Source organism: Pseudomonas sp. PDM32 (assembly GCF_019219225.1).
GTDB classification, from domain to species: domain Bacteria; phylum Pseudomonadota; class Gammaproteobacteria; order Pseudomonadales; family Pseudomonadaceae; genus Aquipseudomonas; species Aquipseudomonas laurylsulfatiphila.
The window spans coordinates 401,596-423,449 of the sequence record NZ_JAHUWE010000005.1; the positions used below are offsets into that span (position 1 = coordinate 401,596).

Genomic DNA, 21,854 nt, shown 5'->3' on the forward strand with positions numbered 1-21,854 from the left:
GTGAGTCTGCCGCGCCATGTGTCGGCATTTTTCAGTGGGAGAGAGGAACTCATGTACAAAATCATCCTGCCGGCATTGGCCATTTTGCTCATTGCCCAATCCCCGGCCCATGCCATCAACGACAAATACCGCAAACAGCTCGAGCAGTCCGGTTGCACCCAGGTCAGCGAGTTGGAGGGTTGCGATATCCACAAGAGCAAGGCCGAAAACGCCAAGGCCGGATTCGGCAACCCGCAAGCACCGGCCGCTGGCGAAAAAACCAGGGATCAGCCGAACGACGGCAAGGAGGGAGCGGCCCCGCCTGTCATGAAATGAAAAGCCATTGTCGCCTGATGAGAAGCGTCACAACAGGCCTCGTCCTACAGTCCAATCAGCGCAATTCGATGCAACACGCCCATATTGCAGATTGGAGAATAAGAAAAATGGCCAAAGCCGTACGCTTTTATGAAACCGGTGGTCCCGAAGTTCTACGTTACGAGGACGTCGAAGTCGGCGAACCCGGTCCAGGCCAGGTTCGTCTGCGTCATGTGGCGGTTGGCTTGAACTATGCCGACACCTATTTCCGTAACGGTACCTATCCGATTCCTCTGCCTAATGGCATGGGCGTTGAGGCTTCCGGCGTGGTCCAGGCCGTTGGTGAAGGGGTCACCAACGTCGAAGTCGGTGACCGTGTCACCTACACCGGTTTTCTCAATACCCTCGGCGCCTACAGCACCGAGCGCCTGATCCCGGCCGCGCCGCTGATCAAGCTGCCGGAAACCATCAGCTTCGAAACCGCTGCTGCGATGACCATGCGCGGTTTGACGTCTTCGTACCTGATGCGCCGCATCTACGACTTCAAGGCCGGCGACAGCATCCTGCTGCACGCCGCTGCCGGCGGTGTCGGCCTGATCGTTTCGCAGTGGGCCAAGTTGCTGGGCCTGAACGTGATCGGCACGGTTTCGACCGAGCAAAAGGCCGAAATCGCTCGGGCTCACGGTTGCGACCATACGATCAATTACAGCCACGAAGACGTCGCCGCTCGCGTTCGCGAACTGACCGACGGCGTGGGCGTCAACGTGGTGTTCGACAGTGTTGGCAAGAACACCTTCATGGGTTCGCTGGATTCGTTGAAACCCCGTGGCCTGATGGTCTGCGTGGGTACCGCATCCGGACCGATCCCGGCGTTCGACCCAGTGATGCTGGCGATGAAAGGTTCGCTGTACCTGACCCGTCCTGCCCTGGCCAACTACATCAGCGACCCTGCGGAAAAAGCCGCCCTGGCTGGCGAGTTGTTCGACCACGTCGGCAGCGGCCGGATCAAGATCGAGATCAACCAGCACTACGCCTTGCAGGACGCGGTGCAGGCCCATCGTGACCTTGAATCGCGCAAGACTACCGGCTCTTCGATTTTCGTCGTTTAAGGAGCGGCCAGCCATGAAAGTCGAACAATTGACCTGCAGCATTGGCGCCGAACTGATCGGCGTCAACCTGGCCGACGCGGTGCATGACGACGGTCTGTTTGCCGAGATTCGTGCCCAGTTGCTCAAGCACCGCGTGGTGTTCCTGCGCGATCAGGACATCACCCGCGCCGAGCACGTGGCCTTCGCCCGACGCTTCGGCGAGCTGGAAGATCATCCGGTGGCCGGCAGTGATCCGGATCATCCGGGACTGGTGCGGATCTACAAGAATCCGGACCAGCCGATGGACCGCTACGAAAACGCCTGGCACACCGACGCCACCTGGCGCGAAGCACCGCCGATGGGCTGCGTGCTGCGTTGCGTGGAATGCCCGCCAGTGGGCGGCGACACCATGTGGACCAACATGGTCCAGGCCTATGCGAACTTGCCGGAAGACGTAAAGGTCAAGATCGCCGACCTGCGTGCCCGCCACAGCATCGAAGCAAGCTTCGGTGCGGCGATGCCGATTGAAAAACGCCTGGCGCTCAAGGCGATGTACCCGGACGCCGAACACCCGGTGGTGCGCACCCATCCGGAAACCGGCGAGAAGGTGCTGTTCGTCAACGCGTTCACCACCCACTTCAGCAACTACCACACCCCTGAGCGGGTGCGCTTCGGCCAGGACGCCAACCCCGGCGCCGGCGAGTTGCTGCGCTACCTGATCAGTCAGGCGTACATCCCCGAGTATCAGGTGCGCTGGCGCTGGAAGCCGAACAGCATCGCCATCTGGGACAACCGCAGTACCCAGCATTACGCCGTCATGGATTACCCGCCCTGCCATCGCAAGATGGAACGTGCCGGGATCATCGGCGACAAGACGTTCTGATCGAACGCCACCTGCATTCGCACTCGTAAACACGCCTGCCCGGCACGACCCCGGGTGGGCGGGACAATCATAAGAACTGGAGTAGACCATGCAATTCTTCGACGATTCGCTGCACCCGGAAAACATGGAAAAGGTAGTCATCACCGTGGCCCCGTACGGCCCGGAGTGGATGCCGGATGACTTCCCGGAAGACATCCCGCTGACCATGGACGAGCAAGTCCAGAAAGCGGTCGAATGCTATGAAGCCGGCGCCACGGTCCTGCACTTGCACGTGCGTGAACTGGACGGCAAGGGCTCCAAGCGCCTGTCGAAATTCAACGAGCTGATCGCCGGTGTGCGTGAAGCCGTGCCGGACATGATCATCCAGGTCGGCGGTTCGATTTCCTTCGCTCCGGAAAGCGACGGTGAAGCGGCCAAGTGGCTGTCCGACGACACCCGCCACATGCTGGCCGAGCTGACCCCCAAGCCGGATCAGGTCACCGTGGCGATCAACACCACCCAGATGAACATCATGGAGCTGCTGTATCCGGAATACCTGGAAGGCACTTCCCTGGCCAATCCGCTGACACAGGCCGCCTACAGCGAAATGACCGTACCGGCAGGTCCGGCCTGGGTTGCCGAGCACCTCAAGCGCCTGATGGACAACGGCATCCAGCCGCACTTCCAGTTGACCGGCATGCACGCCATGGAAACCCTCGAGCGCCTGGTGCGCAGGGGCATCTACAAGGGCCCGCTGAACCTGACCTGGATCGGCATCGGTGGCGGCTTCGACGGCCCGAACCCGTTCAACTTCTTCAACTTCATCCACCGCGCGCCGGACGGTTGCACTCTGACCTCCGAATCGTTGCTCAAGAACGTCATGCCATTCAACACCATGTCGATGGCCATGGGCATGCACCCACGCGTGGGCAATGAAGACACTATCATTGATCACAAGGGCGATCGTTTCGGCTCGGTGGCGCAGATCCAGCAAACCGTGCGCATCGCCCACGAACTGGGCCGCGAAATCGCCACCGGCAAAGAAGCCCGTGAGATCTACCGCATCGGCGTGCAGTACGAAACCATCGAAGAAACCCTGTTGGCCAACGGCATGGCCCCCAACCGCAAGGCTGGGCAAAAAGGTGTACCGCAACGCGGTTGACCGAGGGTCGGGGCGAGAGGCCGTGAGCTCTCGTCCGCCTGACCGTTACACGCTTGATAACAAAAATAAAACAAAGCTCTTGAGGAGGCTGCATGGCCTTTCACCCAATAGCCGCTGACGATGACGACTCCAGCGGAGTCGGCGTTGCGCGCCAATATGCCTGGATCGTCTTTGCCTTGACGTTCGGCCTGTTGATTTCCGATTACATGTCGCGTCAGGTACTGAACGCGGTATTCCCCCTGCTCAAGACTGAGTGGGCGTTGAGCGACGGACAGCTGGGCCTGCTCAGCGGCATCGTTGCCCTGATGGTCGGCTTGCTGACGTTTCCCTTGTCGTTGATGGCCGACCGCTTCGGCCGGGTCAAGAGCCTGGCGCTGATGGCGTTCCTGTGGAGCGTGGCAACCCTGGGTTGCGCGCTGGCGCAGGACTACCAGCAGATGTTCATCGCGCGGTTCATGGTCGGTGTCGGCGAAGCCGCCTACGGCAGCGTGGGCATCGCGGTGGTGATTTCGGTGTTCCCCAAACACATGCGGGCCACCCTGGCCAGTGCCTTCATGGCGGGCGGGATGTTCGGTTCGGTGTTGGGCATGGCGTTGGGTGGTGCGATTGCCGCCAAGCTGGGCTGGCGCTGGTCGTTTGCCGGCATGTCGTTGTTTGGCCTGGTGCTGGCGATGCTTTATCCGCTCATCGTCAAGGAAGCGCGCATTGCGCCACAACGCGCCGCGCAGATTGCGAACAAGACGGCTGCCGCGGTCAAGCGTCCGCTGCGCACGCTGTGGTCCAGCCGTTCGGTGGTGTCCACCTACATCGCCAGCGGCTTGCAGTTGTTCGTTGGCGGCACGGTGATGGTGTGGATTCCCAGCTACCTCAACCGCTACTACGACATGCCCACCGACAAGGCCGGCGGCATGGCGGCGATCATCGTGTTGTGCAGCGGTGCGGGCATGATCCTGTGCGGCATGCTCAGCGATCGCCTGTGTCGCAACTCGCCGGAGCGCAAGGTCAGCCTGGCCATCGGCTTCTGCCTGGGCAGTTGTCTGTTGTTGTCGGCGGCGTTCGCCTTGCAGGCAGGGCCAGTGCAACTGCTGCTGATCTGCCTGGGCATGGCGATTGCCACCGGCACCACCGGCCCCGCCGGCGCGATGGTTGCCAACCTGACCCATTACTCGGTGCACGGTACGGCGTTCGCCACGCTGACCCTGGCCAACAACATGCTGGGGCTGGCACCGGGACCGTTCATCACCGGCCGGGTGTCCGACCTCATCGGTCTGCATGCCGCGTTTCAACTGGTGCCACTGGTCAGCCTCGCGGCGGCGGCGGTGTTCTTTTATGCCAAGTGTCATTACCACAGAGATATTGCCCGGCTTCAGGGTCAGAGCGTGCCTGACCCTGTCGGTGAAGCGGGTTTAGAGGTGAAGTTGTGAGTCGTCGTTTACGTATTGATGTGTTTTTCGATTTTATCTGCCCCTGGTGCCTGATCGGCAAACGCCAACTGGAACATGCGCAGGTGCAGTTTCGCAGTCGTCACCCGGATGTGCAGATCACCACGGTGTGGCATGGCGTGCAGTTGTTGCCTCAGATACCGGTAGAGGGTGAACCCTTTGCCGATTTCTACCGCAAGCGCCTGGGCAATGCCGACGCCATGACCATGCGCCAGAAGCAGGTCCAGCAGGCGGCCAGTGCGGTTGGTCTGGCCATCGACCTCAGCCGTATCGAGACGATGCCCAACACCGCCGACGCCCATCGCTTGTTCGAGCGTGTCAGCGAAATGGGCAATGCCAGTCAGCGTGAAATGTTGCTCGAACGACTGTTCGCCGCTTATTTCCTGAGACGTGAAAACCTCGGTTGCCGCGAGACCTTGCTGGGCATTGCCCGCTCCTGCGGCGTCGCTCCGGAAGGGCTGCTCGATTGCCTGAAGGGCGATGCCACGCCGTTTGAAGGATCTCCCGGCGCGACCAGCGGCGTGCCGAGCTTCAAGTTCGACAACCGCATGACGGTGATCGGTGCACAACCTGCTCAGGCGCTGCTCGGGGCCATGAACGAGGCCCTCAAGGAAAGTGATCGCGAGCGGCAGCCAGCATGACCCGGCGCATTCCCGTGCCTGCCGGCAAACACCCGCAGGCCGGTGGCCGGGCGCTGTTCGAATTCGAGGACAAAAGCCTGGCGTTGTTCAACGTCGACGGGCAGCTGTTTGCCATCGACGACAGCTGCCCGCATCAGGGCGCTTCGCTGTGTGGCGGGCGTCTTGAGGGTCGGGTGATTCAATGCTGCGCCCATGGCCTGCGCTTCGATTTGCACAGCGGTTATTTGCTCAACTCCAGGCAAGTCAAAGTCACCAACTACCCGGTCGAGATCATCGACGACCAGGCGTTTATCGTCATCGTTTCCGAGGAGGCCGCGCCATGAGCGCCATTGCTCTCACCCGCATCCACAGTCGCACGCGCGAACTGGCACCGGGGTTTATCGTCAGCCTGATCGTGGCGGCCGCCGCGTCGTTCCTGTCCGAGCACTACGGTGCGCCGGTCATGCTGTTCGCCTTGCTGCTGGGTATGGCCCTGAATTTTCTCGCCGATGACGGCCCGTGCAAGGCCGGTATCGAGTTCACCGCTCGCACCGTGCTGCGCATTGGCGTGGCGCTGCTGGGCATGCGCATCACCCTGGAGCAAATGGCCGCGCTGGGCTGGAAGCCGATTGCGCTGGTGGTGATCCTGGTGGTGGTGACCATCAGCGTGTCTGTGATCGCCGCCAAGGCCCTGGGGTTCCAGCGTCTGTTCGGCATGCTCACTGGCGGCGCGACCGCCATCTGCGGCGCCTCGGCGGCCCTGGCATTGGCAGCGGCGCTGCCGAACCATCCGCAGAAAGAGCGGGCGACCCTGTTTACCGTCATCGGCGTCTCGGCGCTGTCGACCCTGGCGATGATCGTCTACCCGATGATCGCCAACTGGCTAGAGTTATCGCCGCAGGTGGCGGGCGTGTTCCTCGGCGCCACGATCCATGACGTGGCCCAGGTGGTCGGCGCCGGCTACAGCATGTCGACCGAGACCGGCGACACGGCCACGGTGGTCAAGCTGATGCGCGTTGCGATGCTGCTGCCGGTGATCGTCACCGCCGCCATGATCACCCGCATGCAAGGCGCCGACCCGACGGGCAAGCGCCCGCCGCTGTTGCCGTGGTTCGCCGTCGGCTTTCTGATCCTGGCCTGCATCAACAGCACTGGATGGATAGCGCCGGCGGTGCAAGGCACGGTCAACGAACTGTCGCGCTGGTGCCTGGTGATTTCCATCAGTGCCCTGGGCATGAAGACCCGCTTGCGCGAGCTGGCGGCGGTCGGGATCAAACCGATCCTGCTGATGGTCGGGGAGACGGTGTTCCTGGTCGTGCTGGTGTTGTTGCTGCTGCGCTGGGGGCTCTGAACGCCTCGTCACGAACAGGTTTTATGGCAGGGCCACACGGCGTTGACTCCTCATGCCGTGGGGCTCTCGACCGGTGTCACAAACACCGGTCTTTCGCGGCGACTGTACCAGCAGTCGCCGTTTTTTTTGCTTTCACCGGTTTGGACTAGGACGCGGTCGCTTGTAGGAGCAGGCTTGCCAGCGATGGTCGTCAACGATTACGCGTGAGATCTGGATAAACGCGGTCCCCTGTAGGAGCTGGCCTGCCAGCGATGGTCGTCAACGATAACGCGTGTGAACTGGATGAACGCGGCGCGCTGGAGTCCATCGCCGGCAAGCCGGCTCCTACATGTGTGTGCTCGACTCAGGATTCTTTCGGGCCTGCGCCAGGTTTTGCTGTGGATTGTTTTTGCGCACGCCACGTCGCCGGCGGCATCCCGAACTGGCTGATAAACCACCGCGTAAACGAGCTCGCCATCGAATACCCAAGCATGTCGGCAATCCGACTCAGCGAGTAGTTCGGGTTGTCCAGATAACGCAGCACCAAATCTCGACGCACGTCGTTGATCACGTCGTTGAAGGCGCAGCCGTCGTCCTTGAGGCGGCGTTGCAGGGTGCGTACGTTCATGCCCTGGCTCTGGGCGACCTGTTCGATGGTGGCGCGCCCCATGGGCAGCAGCAGGTAGATCGCCTTGCGTACTTCGAACAGCATCGAGGTGCCTTCGTGGCCCTGCAGCGAGTCGAGGTAGCTCTGGGCGTAGCGGGCCATGGCCGGGTCGGCGTTGGGGTTGGTCATGTCGAGGCTGATGTCGGGGCAGACGATGCCGTTGAACTCGCTGCCGAACTCCAGTTTGCAACCAAACAACCGGCGGTGCAGGTGCAGGTTGTCCGGTGCCTGGTGCATGAAGTTGACGCTGTAGGGATGCCAGTGTGAGCCCAGCAGGGCCGAGCACAGCCGGAACATCACGCCGATGGCCAGCTCCGTGGCCTGGCGGCTGGGCATGGGTGTTTCGGTGACCACCTCTTCGCGAATGATCACCATCTTGCCGGCCTCTTCGATGAAGATGGCCAGCGAGTCGTTCATCAGGTGTCGGTAATCCACCACGACCTGCAAGGCATCGCGCAGGGTGCGCTGGTGGCTGAGCAGCAGGCTGACCACGCCGAAGTCCGAGAGCTGGCGCGACTCGGCCATGCTCAGGCCGAAGGTCTGGCAACCGCTGGCGGTGGCGGAGTCTTCCAGCAGGCGTACGGCGGCATCGATCTGGATGCGGTGTTCAGGGGCTTGCAGTTGGGCCCTGCTCAGGCCGACAGCGGCCAGCACGTCGCGCGGGTTGAAACCCAGGTACTGGGTGACCTCAAGGTAGTTGGTCAAGACGGCGGCGCGAACAAGCTTGGTCATGCGAGGGCTTCCCTGTGCCGGTGGCGATTGGCGTGAGCGTGGCGACTATATCCAGCGTATCAACAGTTGAACAGTTGTCATGTCGTCGATGGTTTTCATGCTGTGCGCTCACTCATCTTCTACGCTGCAGGGAGCCATCAGCGCTCATCCGTTGATTACAGTGACCTTGCGCCAACCTGCGGGGTTTTTAGACCGGCGGTCACGCGTCCGAGTGTCCGACAATTTGTCATCAAAAGAAAAGTGCCTGACGTCCAATGTAAAGCGCTTCGGGTGGGCGCAATTTAATGTCGACCCTACAAAAAGCCCCTGGCGAAAACAGCCAGTCGAGTTATCGAGAAAGCGAAGGTGTTGACCGTGGACAAACTGCAAACTGCCGCCACCGTTCTGATCGTTCCAGGTCTGCGCGAGCACGTGGCCGAACATTGGCAAACGTTGCTGCAAGCCAGGCTGAGCAACGTGCGTAGCGTCCCGCCGCTGGAGACCGACAAGCTCGATTGCATGGCTCGCGTGCGGGCCATCCAGCACGAACTCGAACAGATCGACGGGCCGGTGATTCTGGTGGCCCACAGTGCCGGTGTACTGATGGTCGCGCACTGGGCTGCGCACTACAGCCGTCCGATCAAGGGCGCTTTGCTGGCCGCACCACCGGACCTCGATGCGGTCTGGCCGGCAAACTATCCATCTTCCGAAACCCTGCGTAGCCAGGGCTGGAATCCTCTGCCACAAGGCCCGCTGCCATTTCGCAGCATCGTGGCCGGCAGCACCAACGATCACCTTGCCACGCTGCCTGCGGTCACCCGCATGGCAGAAGGCTGGGGCGCCGAATTGCTCAATCTGGGCGATGTCGGTCACCTCAATCCGGCCGCAGGATTTGGCCACTGGCCGCAAGCCGAAGCACTCATCCTGGAGCTGGACCGCTAGTACAAGGAGCTGGACTGGCAGTACGCCACCGGCATTTGCCCTCATTCCTTAAACGCAAACACGAAGAGGTTTGCGTGAGGGCGGCTGCGCTAAAAACAAATACAAAAAGGCGGAGACAACGCAATGCACAACAACAAGAGTCACGGCTTCACCGCTCCACGCTACACCTTGCTGGCCTCGGCCATTCTCGCGGCAACCGTACCGGTGGCCCATGGGGCCGAAATCGAGACGGGGAATCCGGACTGGAACGTACGGGTGGATAACACCATCAAGTACAACTACGGCGTGCGCACCGAAAGTGCCGACAAACGCATGTTGGGAACGCCGAACAACAACGACGGCGACTACAACTTCCGCAAGGCCGGCACCAACATCACCAACCGTATCGACCTGTTGACCGAAATGGACGTGGTCTACAAGAACGCCATGGGTTTTCGCGTCAGCGCCGCCAGCTGGTACGACAAGGCCTATGACAACACCGGTTCCAATTCCAACCCGTTCGTCAACGGCAACGATGCGCGTTCGGGCCTGATTGCCAACGACCCGCGCCTGGCCGGGGTCACCCATGACAACGTCGGTAACGGCAGCCCGCACCTGAGCAACTATGCCCAGCGCTACTACAGCGGTCCTTCGGGCGAAATCCTCGATGCCTTCGTGTTCTACAGCACCGAAGTGGGCGAGGAGTCGATGTTCAGCGCCAAGGCCGGCCAGCACAACGTGTTCTGGGGCGAGACCATTCTCAACCCGGTGCACTCGGTCAGCTATGGCCAGTCCGGCCTCGACCTGGCCAAGCTTGCCGCGTCGCCGGGTACCGAGGCCAAGGAGCTGTTCGTTCCGCGTAACCAGCTGTCGATGACGTTCACCGTCAATCCCGAGCTGACCGTGGGTGCCCAGTATTTCCTCAATTGGGATGCCGCGCGCCTGCCGGAAGCGGGCACCTATTACGGTGGTTCCGACCTGGTCGGCTTCGGCGCGCAATCGTTCCTGTTGGGCAACACCAACGCCGTGGTACCGGGCAGCCCGCTGGGTTGTGGCCTGGCGCCGTGCAACGCCTTGACCAATGTGCGTCGCGGCAAGGACCTGACACCGCATGACAGCGGCGACTGGGGCGTCATGGCCAAGTGGTCGCCGGCATGGCTGGATGGCACCCTCGGCGTTTACTACCGCGAAACCTCGGAAATCCTGCCGCAAGCCTATCTGGACGCCAGGGGCATTACCTCGGCCAACCCGAACGGCACCCGTCCGGCGGGGCAAGTGCCTGCGGTGATCAACACCCTCAATTCGCTGGACACCGCCACCTATCAACTGGCCTATGCCGACAACATCAAGATCCTTGGCCTGAGCCTGTCCAAGGATGTCGGCGGGATCAGCGTCGGTTCGGACCTGAACGTCCGCCACAACATGCCGCTGGCCAGTATCCCGGCGATCGTCAGTACCCGCAGCCCGCTGGGCCTGGGTCAAGGTCTGGGTCTGCTGCCTGCCCGTACGGACGCCACCGGTGTGGTCTACGACACCCCGAGCCGTGGCGACAGCATGAGCGCCACAGGCGACACCCTGCACTGGACACTCAACGGTCTGATGACCCTGCCGAAAACCCCGGTGTTCGATCAGGCCACCGTGCTGGCCGAGCTGTACTACAGCAACCTGCTCAAGCTCGATAGCAAGAACGAAGCGCTCTACAAGGGCAAGGACAGCTATCGCGGCATCGACGCGCCGACCCGTGACAACTGGGGCCTGGCAGTCAACTTCACACCGACCTGGTACCAGGTGTTTCCCGGTGTCGATCTCAACGCACCGATGTCCGTCAACGTCGGTCTCGACGGTGTGTCGCCGGTCTCCGGTGGCGGGGCCAAGGACACCGGCAACTATGCCGTGGGCGTGGGCGCCATTGTGTACAACAAATACTTTGTCGACCTGAAGTACGTGGACTCCTTCGGCCAGACCGACAAGTGCAACGTCAGCGGCGTGAGCACCGGCCCGAACGGCGGCGACGGCTCCACCCCGAACGCCTTCAGCGGCAACGAAAACTACGCCTGCTACGCCGGCGGCTACTCGTCCTTCTCCGGCGGTGGTGCCACGACCGAGGACCGTGGCGCCGTGTACCTGACGATGAAAACAACATTCTGATTCACCACTGATTTGCTCAATGCAAGCAGGAGAATAACAAGATGAAATTTGTACAAACCGTGTTGGCCGCTTCACTGGCCATGGTCTTCGCCGCCCAGGCACAGGCTGCTGTTTCAACTCAGGAAGCTGCCAAGCTGGGCACCAGCCTGACGCTGGTGGGCGCCGAAAAAGCCGGGAACGCCGATGGCTCGATCCCCGCCTACAACGGTGGCCTGACCACCGCGCCGGCCAGCTTCAAAGCCGGCGACAGCATGCGCCCGGATCCTTTTGCCAGCGAAAAGCCGCTGTTGGTGATCGACGGCAAGAACGTCGATCAATACAAGGGCCTGCTCACGGCAACCACGGTAGAACTGGCCAAGCGTTTCCCAACGTTCCGTGTCGACGTGTTCCCGACGCACCGCACCGTTTCGCTGCCTCAAGCGATTCTGGACAACGGCGTGAAGAACGCCAGCGGCGCCAAGTCTCTGGAAGGTGGCCTGGCCATCGACAACGTGCTGCCGGGCATTCCGTTCCCGATTCCGCAATCGGGCAACGAAGCGATGTGGAACTTCCTGTTGCGCTACCAGGGCGTCAGCATCAGCTCCAAGTACGACTCCTGGAACGTCGACTCCGCCGGTGTGCCGAGCCTGGCAACCACCGGGCAAGCGAACATCTCCTACCCGATCTATGAAAACCTCTCGCAGCCGATCAGCAGCGCCGACGTGTACTACCAGATGAAACTGGCATACACCGGCCCTGCGCGCCGGGCCGGCGAGGCGATCATGCTCAAGGACGCCGCCAACCCATTGCAACAGCCGCGTCGTGCCTGGCAGTACTTGCCGGGTCAGCGTCGGGTGAAACTGGCGCCGAGCCTGGCGTACGACACGCCTAACCCGGGTACTGCCGGTGCAGGCACCTACGACGACGTGTTCGTGTTCAACGGTGCGCTGGACCGCTACGACTGGAAGCTGGTGGGCAAGCAGGAAATGATCGTGCCCTACAACACCTACAAGCTGACCTACGTCCAGGATCCGAAGTCGCTGACCACCGCCAACCACCTCGCGCCGGACTTCGTGCGCTGGGAAAAACACCGCGTGTGGGTCGTCGAAGGCAACCTCAAGGCCGGTGCCCGTCACATCTACGCCAAGCGCCGCTTCTACCTCGACGAAGACAGCTGGACCGCTCTGGCCTCGGATCAATATGACGCCCGTGGCCAGCTCTATCGCGGTTCCTTCGCCTTCCTGAGCCAGAGCTATGACAAGCAGGTTCCGGACTCGACGCCCTTCATGATCTACGACCTGGTGGGTGGTTCGTACAACATCAACGGTGTGGTCGGTCCTTACGGCGGCATCAAGTACATCGAACCGCTCTCCAAGGCGCAGTGGTCATCGGAATCCCTGGCAGGCGCCGGCATTCGCTAAGCCTCGATCCACTGTGGGAGCGAGCCTGCTCGCGATGGACCAGAGGGCGACGCGGGCATCCAGAAAGCACGCGTCATCGTTAACGTCCATCGTCGGAACGCCGCCCGGAGCAGGCTCGCTCCCACATGACCTGCTCGACGCGGTTTTCCGAAGAGGACGCAGCATGTGTTCGTATAAAAATAATATTGTGCGTTTGGCGTTCGGTGTTGTGCTCGGCCTGTCGCAGGGCATCGCCCAGGCGGCCGATTACGTCGATGTGCTGGACCTGCCCGCCAGAGTCAGTGCCTTGGCGATCAACAACCCGTTGTCCGGCATGACCCGCGCTGGCGGGCGTGTGATTACCGTCGGCCAGCGTGGCCATATTCTGTTTTCCGATGATGCCGGTCAGCATTGGCAGCAGGCTGCCGTGCCGGTCAGCGCCGATCTCACCGCGGTGAATTTTCCAACGCCGGCCCAGGGCTGGGCGGTGGGTAATGACGGCGTGGTGCTGCACAGCAGCGACGCCGGCGCGACCTGGAACAAGCAACTCGACGGTCGCCAGATCGGCGAATTGCTGATCAAGCATTACACGGCGCTGGCCAAGGCCGAGCCGGGCAACGAGCAATGGCCGCTACTGGTCGCCGAAGGCCAGAAGCTGGTCGATCAGGGCGCGGACAAACCGCTGCTCGACGTCTGGTTCGCCAACGAAAAAACCGGCTATGTGGTCGGCGTGTTCAACCTGATCCTGCGCACCGACGACGGCGGCCAGACCTGGACCCCGTTCCAGGACCGCACCGACAACCCGCAGGGTTTCCACCTCAACGCCATCGCCTCCACCGGCGACGCGTTGTACATCGCCGGCGAGCAAGGCCTGTTGCTCAAGTGGGACGACAACGCCCAACGCTTCAATGCCGTGCCGACGCCGTATCAGGGCAGCTTCTTCGGCGTGCTCGGCAAGCCTGGCGAAGTGCTGGTCTACGGCCTGCGCGGCAACGTGCTGCGCAGCACCGATGGCGGCCAAAGCTGGACTGCGCTGGACAGCGGCCTGCACGTCAGCATCACCGCGGGCCTGATCGATGCCCGTGGCAATTATCGCTTGTTCACCCAGGGCGGGCAGATGCTGGTCAGCCAGGGGACGGGCGCGCAGATGCATCTGGTGCGGCAACCGGCACCGACGCCGGTCGCCGGCGCAGCCCAGTCCACCGACGGCGCACTGGTGCTGGCGGGAAGCCGTGGTGCCCGGACGCTGTCCGCCGATCCAGCCCTCGAACCCTAAGAGCGAGAACCCAGACATGGGCAACATCAAACAAGACGCCATGCCGGTGATCCGCGATCTGCGTGATTTCGACCACCGCTCCGGCAACCGCCTGGAACGCCTGGTGTTCAACTTCCGTCCGCTGTTCATGCTGCTGATGGCCCTGGCCACCGTGGTGCTCGGCTACATGGCGGCGACACGCCTGGAGCTGCGTCCCAGCTTCGAAAAGATGATTCCGCAGAGCCAGCCGTACATCCAGAACTTCCTGGAAAACCGCGCTTCCCTGCGTGGGTTGGGCAACTCGGTGCGGGTGGTGGTGGAGAACACCCAGGGTGATATTTTCGATCCCGAATACCTCGACGTACTCAAGCAGGTCAACGACCAACTGTTCCTCACCGAAGGCGTCGACCGCGCCTGGATGAAGTCGCTGTGGAGCCCGGCCGTGCGCTGGACCGAAGTCACCGAGGACGGTTTCCAGGGTGGCCCGGTGATGCCCGACACCTACTCGGGGCAACCTGAGCAGATCGAGCAGTTGCGCCAGAACATCTCCCGCGCCGGCATTGTCGGCAGCCTGGTGGCCAGCGACTTCAAGTCGACCATGCTGATCGTGCCGCTGCTGGACAAAGCCGCCGCCGGTGGCCAGCGCATCAACTACCACGCGTTCTCGCAGATGCTTGAAGAGCAGTTGCGCGACAAGATCGAATACGCCGGCGACAGCGCTGCGCGCAAATCCGGGGTAGAAGGCACCGGCCATTACAAGGTCCGGGTGATCGGCTTCGCCAAACTCATGGGCGACCTGATCGACGGCCTGATCCAGGTGATGATGTTCTTCGGCCTGGCCGTGGTCACGTCGCTGGTGATCATCTACCTCTACACCCGCTGTGTGCGCAGCACTCTGCTGGTGGTCGGCTGCTCGCTGGTCGCGGTGGTCTGGCAACTGGGCATCGTCGCCTGGCTCGGTTATGCCATCGATCCGTACTCGGTGCTGGTGCCGTTTTTGATCTTCGCCATCGGCGTGTCCCACGCCGCGCAGAAGATGAACGGCATCATGCAGGACATCGCCCGCGGCACCCACAAGCTGATCGCGGCGCGCTACACCTTCCGCCGTCTGTTCATCGCTGGCGTCACTGCGTTGCTGGCTGATGCGGTGGGTTTCGCCGTGCTCATGCTGATCGACATCCCGGTGATCCAGGACCTGGCGATCACCGCCAGCATCGGTGTGGCGGTGCTGATCTTCACTTCGCTGTTGCTGATGCCGGTGGCGCTGTCCTATATCGGAGTTGGCGCCAAGGCCGCCGAACGCGCGCTGAAAATCGATACCCGTGCCGAAAAGCACAAAGGCTTCGGGCGGTTGTGGGACGCGCTCGATCGCTTCACCACCGCCAAGTGGGCCACCGGCGCCGTGCTGGTCGCGGTGCTGATGGGCATTGGCGGCTACGTGGTCAGCCTCAACCTGAAGATCGGCGACCTTGAAAGCGGTGCGCCGGAGTTGCGCGCCGACTCGCGCTACAACCGCGACAACGCCTACATCACCCAGCATTACGCGCTGTCCAGCGACCTGTTCGCGGTGATGATCAAGACCGCGCCGGAAGGCTGCCTGAACTACAAGACCTTGGTGCTCGCTGACCGCCTGGCCTGGGAACTGCAACAGTATCCGGGCGTGCAGGCCACCGCGTCCTTGGTCAACGCGGTACGGCAGATCACCGCCGGCACCTACGAAGGCAACCCCAAGCTCAACAGCATCCAGCGCAACCAGGACGTGCTCAACTACGCCGCGCAGCAAGCCTCGGTCAACTCCCCGGAGCTGTTCAACACCGAGTGCTCGCTGATGCCGGTGATCGCGTTCCTCAAGGATCACAAGGCCGAAACCCTGGATGCGGTGGTCGCCATCGCCGACAAGTTCGCCAAAGAAAACAGCAGCGACGATCGCCAGTTCCTGCTCGCCGCCGGCAGCGCCGGTATCGAAGCGGCGACCAACATCGTGGTGCGCGAAGCCAATCACACCATGCTGCTGTACGTGTACGCGGCGGTGACGCTGTTCTGCCTGATCACCTTCCGCAGCTGGCGGGCTACGCTGGTGGCGCTGTTGCCCCTGGTGCTGACCTCGATCCTCTGTGAAGCCCTGATGGTGGCCATGGGCATCGGCGTGAAAGTCGCGACCCTGCCGGTGATCGCCCTCGGTGTCGGCATCGGCGTGGACTACGCCCTGTACCTGCTCAGCGTGCAACTGCACTTCCAGCGCCAGGGCCTGCCGTTGTCCCAGGCCTACCGCAACGCCGTGTCCTTCACCGGCCGGGTGGTCGGGCTGGTGGGCATCACCCTCGCTGCCGGCGTGGTGTGCTGGGTCTGGTCGCCGATCAAGTTCCAGGCCGACATGGGCATCCTGCTGACCTTCATGTTCCTGTGGAACATGCTCGGTGCGCTGATCCTGATTCCGGCCCTGTCGTATTTCCTGCTGCGCGAACGGGCCCCGCAGCCGGGCTCCGCTACCGCCGCCGAGAACACTGAATCCACTGAACGTCCGGGCATGCCCCATGCCCTGACCACTTCCGAGTAAGCCAAGATGTCTGAATACAAAGCTCCCCTGCGCGACATGCGCTTCGTACTCAACGAGGTTTTCCAGGTGTCCCGGCTCTGGGCCAGTTTGCCCGGCCTGGCCGACGTGATCGATGAAGAAACCGCCGCTGCCATCCTCGAAGAGGCCGGCAAGATCACTGGCGAAGTCATCGCACCCTTGAACCGCGCCACCGACGAACAGGGCTGTACCTGGAGCAATGGTTCGGTCACCGCGCCAGAGGGTTTTGCCGGGGCCTATCAAGCCTTCGCCGAGGGCGGCTGGGTCGGTGTCGGCGGTGATCCGCAGTACGGCGGCATGGGTATGCCCAAGGCGATTTCGGCGCAGGTCGAAGAGATGGTCAACTCGGCCAGCCTGTCGTTCGGCCTGTACCCGATGCTGACCGCCGGTGCCTGCCTGTCGATCAAGGCCCACGCCAGCGAAGAGCTCAAGCAACGCTATCTGCCGAACATGTACGCCGGCACCTGGACCGGTTCGATGTGCCTGACCGAAGCCCATGCCGGCACCGACCTGGGCCTGATTCGCACCAAGGCCGAACCCCAGGCCGATGGCAGTTACAAGGTCAGCGGCAGCAAGATTTTCATCACCGGCGGCGACCACGACCTGACCGAGAACATCATCCATCTGGTACTGGCGCGCCTGCCGGATGCACCGGCGGGGCCGAAGGGCATCTCGCTGTTCCTGGTGCCCAAAGTGCTGGTCAACGCCGACGGCTCGCTGGGTGAAAACAATGCGCTGTCGTGTGGCTCCATCGAACACAAGATGGGCATCAAGGCCTCCGCCACCTGCGTGATGAACTTCGATGGCGCCACCGGCTGGATCGTCGACGCGCCGAACAAAGGCCTGGCGGCGATGTTCACCATGATGAACTACGAGCGTCTGGGTGTGGGCATCCAGGGCCTGGCCCAGGGCGAGCGTTCCTACCAGAATGCCGTCGCATACGCCCGCGACCGTCTGCAAAGCCGTGCACCGACCGGTGCGCAGAACAAGGACAAGGCCGCCGACCCGATCATCGTGCACCCGGACGTGCGCCGCATGCTGTTGACCATGAAAGCCTTGAACGAAGGCGGCCGTGCGTTCTCCAGCTACGTCGCGTTGCAACTGGACACGGCCAGGTACAGCGAAGACGAAGTCACGCGTAATCGCGCGCAGGAACTGGTGGCGCTGCTGACCCCGGTGGCCAAGGCGTTCCTCACCGACATGGGCCTGGAAACCACCTTGCACGGTCAGATGGTCTTCGGCGGCCACGGCTACATCCGCGAGTGGGGCCAGGAGCAACTGGTGCGCGACGTGCGCATCACCCAGATCTACGAAGGCACCAACGGCATCCAGTCCCTGGACCTGGCCGGGCGCAAGATCGTCGGCAGCGGCGGGGCGCTCTACCGCTTGTTCGCCTCGGAAGTCCGCAACTTTACCGCTAACGCCGCTGCGGACCTCGACGAGTTCACCAAGCCGCTGAATGCCGCCGTGGACACCCTCGACGAGCTGACTGCGTGGCTGCTGGACCGGGCCCAGGGCAACCCGAATGAAATCGGCGCGGCCTCGGTCGAGTACCTGCACGTGTTTGGCTACACCGCCTACGCCTACATGTGGGCGCGCATGGCCAAGGCCGTCATCAACGGGGATGCCGAAGACGATTTCTACACCAGCAAACTGGCCACCGCGCGTTTCTACTTCGCCCGGTTGCTGCCGCGTATCCACTCGTTGAGCGCATCGGTCAAGGCCGGTAGTGACTGCCTCTACGAGCTGAAAGCCGATCAGTTCTGATCGAAGGACAAGGAACTCCAACCATGCTGAAAACAAAAATAATTCCGCCTGCCGACGGCGCTTATGCCTATCCCTTGCTGATCAAGCAATTGCTGCTGTCCGGCGTGCGTTATGAGCCGGGCCGGGAAATCGTCTACGCCGACAAACTGCGCTACAGCTACCAGACGCTCAACCAGCGCATCCGCCGCCTGGCCAATGCGCTGACGGCGGCCGGGGTCAAGGCCGGTGACACCGTGGCCTTGCTCGACTGGGACAGCCACCGCTACCTGGAATGCTTCTTCGCCGTGCCGATGATCGGCGCGGTGCTGCACACGGTGAACATTCGCCTGTCGCCGGAGCAGGTGCTGTTCACCATGAACCACGCCGAGGATGACCTGGTGCTGGTGCATGACGACTTCCTGCCCCTGGTCGAACAGATTCACGGGCGGCTGGAAACGGTAAAAAGCTACCTGCAGCTCACCGATGACGAGGCGACCGCAACGTCGCTGCCGGTGCTCGGTGAGTACGAGCAGTTGCTGTCCCTGGCCCCGGACCAGTACGACTTTCCGGATTTCGACGAGAACTCGGTCGCCACGCTGTTCTACACCACCGGCACCACCGGCGACCCGAAAGGCGTGTACTTCAGCCATCGGCAACTGGTGCTGCACACCCTGAATGCCGTCGGTACCCTGGGCGTCTATCAGGGCCAGCCGCTGCTGCGTTCCGACGATGTGTACATGCCGATCACGCCGATGTTCCACGTGCATGCGTGGGGCGTGCCGTATGTCGCGACCCTGATGGGCATCAAGCAGGTCTACCCCGGCCGCTACGAACCCAATAGCCTGGTCAAGCTGTACCGCGAAGAGAAGGTGACGTTCTCCCACTGCGTGCCGACCATCCTGCAGATGATCCTCAACTGCGAGGAAGGCAAGGCGACCCGTTTCGACGGTTGGAAAATGCTCCTCGGCGGCAGCGCACTGACGCTTGGCATCGCCAGTGAAGCCAGCGCCAAAGGCATGGTGGTGCACGCCGGCTACGGCATGTCGGAAACCTGCCCGTTGCTGTGCCTGACCTACCTGCGCGACGAAGACCTTCAGCTATCTGCCGAAGCGCAGCTGCCGATCCGCATCAAGACCGGCACGCCGGTGCCGCTGGTCGACCTGAAGATCATCGACGCCGAGGGCAACGACGTGGCCCATGACGGCGAGTCCCTGGGCGAGATCGTGGTGCGCGCGCCGTGGCTGACCCAGGGCTATCTGAAGGCCCCGGACAAAGGCGCGGAGCTGTGGCACAACGGCTGGCTGCACACCGGCGACATGGCCTCGATCGACCAACAGGGCGGCGTGGAAATCAAGGACCGCATCAAGGACGTGATCAAGACCGGCGGCGAGTGGATCAGCTCCCTGGAACTGGAAAGCCTGATCAGCGAACACCCGGGCGTCATGTCCGTCGCGGTGGTGGGCATCGTCGATGAGCAGTGGGGCGAACGGCCCATGGCCATGGTGGTGTGCGAGCCGGGGCAATACCTGGACCGCAAGATTCTGGAGACGCACCTGCAAGCCTTCGTCGACGGCGGCCGCATCAACAAATGGGCGATCCCCAAGCAGTTCAAGTTCGTCGCCGAAATCCCCAAGACCAGTGTTGGCAAGATCAACAAGAAGCTGATTCGGGAAACGGAAGCGAACTGAGGGATAAAGCCAGAAACCTTGTAGGAGCGAGCCTGCTCGCGATGGACTAGAGAGCGCTGCGTTTAACCAGGAAACCCGCGTAATCGTTAACGACCATCGCGAGCAGGCTCGCTCCTACAGGAATCCAGCAGCGGGCGGTTTTCGGATAGCCCGGTTGGCGTCATCTTTGTCATAGTCCTGGTCAGAGATGACGCCCCGTTGGTCGCAGTTTTCAGCGCTTGTGCCAAGCTGAACGGGGTATTGAACCGCTGTGCATCAGTCAAACTCCAGGAAGCCCACGACATGAACCTCACCCGTGCATCAAACGTCCGCCACGAGTTCTACAAGGCCGTCTGGTTCTACTTCAAAGTGGTGTGGCCGATCTTCTCGATACTGCTGTTGGTGATCATTGCGTTCGGCCTCATCATCGCCCAGCTGGAAGGGTGGAGTCCGTATGACGGCGTCTACTTCGCCTTCGTGACCGGCCTGACCATCGGCTACGGAGAACTGGTGCCCAAACTGGCCGTGTCTCGGGTACTGGCGATCCTGCTGGGGTTCAATGGGGTGCTGATGACGGCGACGTTTGCGGCGATCAGTGTCCGGGCGATTGAAGTGACGGTGACGGCGTCACGGCAGAAGGACGTCGAGTAAGGACGTGATGGCCACAGCCTCCGGGGCTCAATGCGAGTGTCGGTGATGGATGTCGGGAAAGTGCGGATGACTGTGGACGATCGGTGAGTGTTGGTGCACATGGCTATGGGGTTGCTCACCATTCCACTCAAAGTCGTGTTCATGCTGATGATGCTCATCATGGACGTGTTTGTGGTCATGGATTTGCGGTTCGTGCCGATGCTCGTGTGAGTGACTCTCGGTCAGATGAATCCAGACCCCAAGCCCCATCAGGCCGGCAGCGATCCAAAACACCCACGTTACGGCTTCACCGAAAAACAGGATCGCTATCGCGGCTCCGAGGAACGGTGCCGTAGAAAAGTAAGCCCCAGTGCGCGCCGTACCAAGCCCCCGCAACGCCAGGACGAACAGCACCAGACTCACGCCATACCCCAAAAAGCCCACCAGCAGGGTTGGCCCAAGCAGCGACCATGCTGGCAGGTGCATGCCCAGCGCGATCCCCAGCGCGCAATTGACGACCCCAGCTACCAACCCTTTGGTGCCGGCAATAAACAACGCATCCGACGCAGACACCTTACGGGTGAGGTTGTTATCAATGGCCCAGCAAAAACAGGCCAGCGCCACCGCGACAGGCCCCAACCAGCCATGAACCTCTGCCGAAGTGCGAGGCCACGCCAACAATACGCCCCCGGCGACAATGGCGATCATCCCCGCAACAATGCGCCGGTCTGCGTTCTCTCTGAACACCACCCAGGCCATCAGTGCGGTCAACACGGCTTCCAGGTTCAGCAACAGTGATGCGGTGGTGCCAGAGGTGAGGGTCAGTCCAAACATCAATGCAACCGGCCCCAGAACCCCACCGAACACAATGGCCCCGATGAACCATGGCCATTCAGGGGCCGTCAGGCCTGTCGGCTGCCAGCCACGATCACGGATCAGGCGGGTTAGCGTCAGCCCGACGCCACTGCCCAGGTAAAGCAGGCCGGCGAGGAGGAGGGGGGACACATTCAAGCCTAGCCACTTGGCCAAGGGCGTGCTGGCGCCGAACAGGGCCGCAGCGCCCAGGGCGTAGAGAATGCTTTTGGTCATGGTGGTTCCGGGGCTCAGGGAAGATAGTTGTGAACAGGATACGCTCAGTGCAGGAAATGAGCGCCTGTGGCCTGTCCGCGATGATTTCCCGACACCTGCCGTGAATCATTGAAAGCCCCCGATCACTTCAAGGCTAACCTGAATCTCGACCCCCAACACATAACCCTGTGGGAGCGGGCTTGCTCGCGAAGGGGCCAGTGCATTCAACATCAATGTTGTCTGGACTGACGCCTTCGCGAGCAAGCCCGCTCCCACAGGTATTCATCCG

The 21,854-nt window shown here is 62.0% G+C and carries 18 protein-coding genes; 16 read left to right on the forward strand and 2 right to left on the reverse strand.

Features of this window, described 5'->3' with window-relative positions; all coding sequences use genetic code 11:
* Positions 1-51 precede the first annotated feature (51 nt).
* The 8 genes from KW846_RS12475 to KW846_RS12510 all read left to right on the forward strand — a co-directional run bounded on the left by KW846_RS12475 (position 52) and on the right by KW846_RS12510 (position 6,819).
* Positions 52-315, forward strand: coding sequence for a hypothetical protein (locus KW846_RS12475; protein ID WP_218482469.1), 264 nt, complete (start codon positions 52-54; stop codon positions 313-315).
* Positions 316-422: 107 nt separating this feature from the next.
* Complete coding sequence (locus tag KW846_RS12480; protein WP_007979206.1) at positions 423-1,403, forward strand: quinone oxidoreductase; 981 nt, start codon at positions 423-425, stop codon at positions 1,401-1,403.
* A gap of 13 nt (positions 1,404-1,416) precedes the next feature.
* Complete coding sequence (locus KW846_RS12485; protein WP_007979208.1) at positions 1,417-2,265, forward strand: TauD/TfdA family dioxygenase; 849 nt, start codon at positions 1,417-1,419, stop codon at positions 2,263-2,265.
* Positions 2,266-2,353: 88 nt separating this feature from the next.
* Positions 2,354-3,406 carry a 3-keto-5-aminohexanoate cleavage protein gene (locus tag KW846_RS12490; protein ID WP_218482472.1) on the forward strand — a complete coding sequence of 351 codons (1,053 nt, stop codon included), beginning with the start codon at positions 2,354-2,356 and terminating at the stop codon, positions 3,404-3,406.
* Positions 3,407-3,498: 92 nt separating this feature from the next.
* Entirely contained in the window at positions 3,499-4,830 is a 1,332-nt protein-coding gene (locus tag KW846_RS12495; protein WP_218480736.1) for an MFS transporter, read from the forward strand.
* Positions 4,827-5,489 carry a DsbA family oxidoreductase gene (locus KW846_RS12500; protein ID WP_218482474.1) on the forward strand — a complete coding sequence of 221 codons (663 nt, stop codon included), beginning with the start codon at positions 4,827-4,829 and terminating at the stop codon, positions 5,487-5,489. Before KW846_RS12495 ends, KW846_RS12500 begins: the two co-directional genes overlap by 4 nt.
* Positions 5,486-5,812: a Rieske 2Fe-2S domain-containing protein gene (locus tag KW846_RS12505; RefSeq protein ID WP_007979217.1), complete on the forward strand. Its 327-nt coding sequence runs from the start codon at positions 5,486-5,488 to the stop codon at positions 5,810-5,812. The genes KW846_RS12500 and KW846_RS12505 overlap by 4 nt, the downstream gene beginning before the upstream one ends.
* Entirely contained in the window at positions 5,809-6,819 is a 1,011-nt protein-coding gene (locus KW846_RS12510; protein WP_126049435.1) for a YeiH family protein, read from the forward strand. Before KW846_RS12505 ends, KW846_RS12510 begins: the two co-directional genes overlap by 4 nt.
* Before the next feature lie 343 nt (positions 6,820-7,162).
* Here KW846_RS12510 and KW846_RS12515 read toward each other — a convergent pair whose 3' ends face one another.
* Complete coding sequence (locus tag KW846_RS12515) at positions 7,163-8,197, reverse strand: AraC family transcriptional regulator (protein ID WP_102675293.1); 1,035 nt, start codon at positions 8,195-8,197, stop codon at positions 7,163-7,165.
* A gap of 354 nt (positions 8,198-8,551) precedes the next feature.
* Here KW846_RS12515 and KW846_RS12520 point away from each other — a divergent pair, with 354 nt between their 5' ends.
* The 8 genes from KW846_RS12520 to KW846_RS12555 all read left to right on the forward strand — a co-directional run bounded on the left by KW846_RS12520 (position 8,552) and on the right by KW846_RS12555 (position 20,518).
* The gene (locus KW846_RS12520) at positions 8,552-9,118 is read left to right on the forward strand and encodes an alpha/beta hydrolase (RefSeq protein WP_015093602.1); all 567 of its coding nucleotides are present in this window, start codon (positions 8,552-8,554) and stop codon (positions 9,116-9,118) included.
* A 123-nt stretch (positions 9,119-9,241) separates the two neighbouring features.
* The gene (locus KW846_RS12525; RefSeq protein ID WP_218482478.1) at positions 9,242-11,245 is read left to right on the forward strand and encodes a DUF1302 domain-containing protein; all 2,004 of its coding nucleotides are present in this window, start codon (positions 9,242-9,244) and stop codon (positions 11,243-11,245) included.
* Between the two features lie 41 nt (positions 11,246-11,286).
* Positions 11,287-12,645, forward strand: a complete 1,359-nt coding sequence (locus tag KW846_RS12530) for a DUF1329 domain-containing protein (RefSeq protein ID WP_218482480.1) — start codon at positions 11,287-11,289, stop codon at positions 12,643-12,645.
* Between the two features lie 163 nt (positions 12,646-12,808).
* Positions 12,809-13,900, forward strand: coding sequence for a YCF48-related protein (locus KW846_RS12535; protein ID WP_218482481.1), 1,092 nt, complete (start codon positions 12,809-12,811; stop codon positions 13,898-13,900).
* A gap of 16 nt (positions 13,901-13,916) precedes the next feature.
* Positions 13,917-16,436: an RND family transporter gene (locus KW846_RS12540; protein ID WP_218482483.1), complete on the forward strand. Its 2,520-nt coding sequence runs from the start codon at positions 13,917-13,919 to the stop codon at positions 16,434-16,436.
* 6 nt (positions 16,437-16,442) lie between these two features.
* A complete protein-coding gene (locus KW846_RS12545; protein WP_218482485.1) occupies positions 16,443-18,221 on the forward strand; it encodes an acyl-CoA dehydrogenase C-terminal domain-containing protein in 1,779 nt (592 codons plus the stop codon).
* Positions 18,222-18,244: 23 nt separating this feature from the next.
* Positions 18,245-19,888 (forward strand): fatty acid--CoA ligase, encoded by a 1,644-nt coding sequence (locus KW846_RS12550; protein WP_218482487.1) that lies wholly within the window; start codon positions 18,245-18,247, stop codon positions 19,886-19,888.
* A 282-nt stretch (positions 19,889-20,170) separates the two neighbouring features.
* Positions 20,171-20,518, forward strand: coding sequence for a potassium channel family protein (locus KW846_RS12555; protein ID WP_116581061.1), 348 nt, complete (start codon positions 20,171-20,173; stop codon positions 20,516-20,518).
* A 27-nt stretch (positions 20,519-20,545) separates the two neighbouring features.
* Here KW846_RS12555 and KW846_RS12560 read toward each other — a convergent pair whose 3' ends face one another.
* Positions 20,546-21,586: a DMT family transporter gene (locus KW846_RS12560; protein WP_007971954.1), complete on the reverse strand. Its 1,041-nt coding sequence runs from the start codon at positions 21,584-21,586 to the stop codon at positions 20,546-20,548.
* Positions 21,587-21,854: the final 268 nt, after the last annotated feature.

Bases quoted from the DNA above. Each gene is read 5' to 3' on its own strand.
- KW846_RS12545 (WP_218482485.1), top strand. From the start codon at position 16,443: ATGTCTGAATACAAAGCTCCCCTGCGCGACATGCGCTTCGTACTCAAC.
- KW846_RS12490 (WP_218482472.1), top strand. From the start codon at position 2,354: ATGCAATTCTTCGACGATTCGCTGCACCCGGAAAACATGGAAAAGGTA.
- KW846_RS12505 (WP_007979217.1), top strand. From the start codon at position 5,486: ATGACCCGGCGCATTCCCGTGCCTGCCGGCAAACACCCGCAGGCCGGT.
- KW846_RS12555 (WP_116581061.1), top strand. From the start codon at position 20,171: ATGAACCTCACCCGTGCATCAAACGTCCGCCACGAGTTCTACAAGGCC.
- KW846_RS12475 (WP_218482469.1), top strand. From the start codon at position 52: ATGTACAAAATCATCCTGCCGGCATTGGCCATTTTGCTCATTGCCCAA.
- KW846_RS12560 (WP_007971954.1), bottom strand. From the start codon at position 21,586: ATGACCAAAAGCATTCTCTACGCCCTGGGCGCTGCGGCCCTGTTCGGC.
- KW846_RS12540 (WP_218482483.1), top strand. From the start codon at position 13,917: ATGGGCAACATCAAACAAGACGCCATGCCGGTGATCCGCGATCTGCGT.
- KW846_RS12525 (WP_218482478.1), top strand. From the start codon at position 9,242: ATGCACAACAACAAGAGTCACGGCTTCACCGCTCCACGCTACACCTTG.
- KW846_RS12495 (WP_218480736.1), top strand. From the start codon at position 3,499: ATGGCCTTTCACCCAATAGCCGCTGACGATGACGACTCCAGCGGAGTC.
- KW846_RS12480 (WP_007979206.1), top strand. From the start codon at position 423: ATGGCCAAAGCCGTACGCTTTTATGAAACCGGTGGTCCCGAAGTTCTA.
- KW846_RS12550 (WP_218482487.1), top strand. From the start codon at position 18,245: ATGCTGAAAACAAAAATAATTCCGCCTGCCGACGGCGCTTATGCCTAT.
- KW846_RS12535 (WP_218482481.1), top strand. From the start codon at position 12,809: ATGTGTTCGTATAAAAATAATATTGTGCGTTTGGCGTTCGGTGTTGTG.
- KW846_RS12515 (WP_102675293.1), bottom strand. From the start codon at position 8,197: ATGACCAAGCTTGTTCGCGCCGCCGTCTTGACCAACTACCTTGAGGTC.
- KW846_RS12485 (WP_007979208.1), top strand. From the start codon at position 1,417: ATGAAAGTCGAACAATTGACCTGCAGCATTGGCGCCGAACTGATCGGC.
- KW846_RS12510 (WP_126049435.1), top strand. From the start codon at position 5,809: ATGAGCGCCATTGCTCTCACCCGCATCCACAGTCGCACGCGCGAACTG.
- KW846_RS12530 (WP_218482480.1), top strand. From the start codon at position 11,287: ATGAAATTTGTACAAACCGTGTTGGCCGCTTCACTGGCCATGGTCTTC.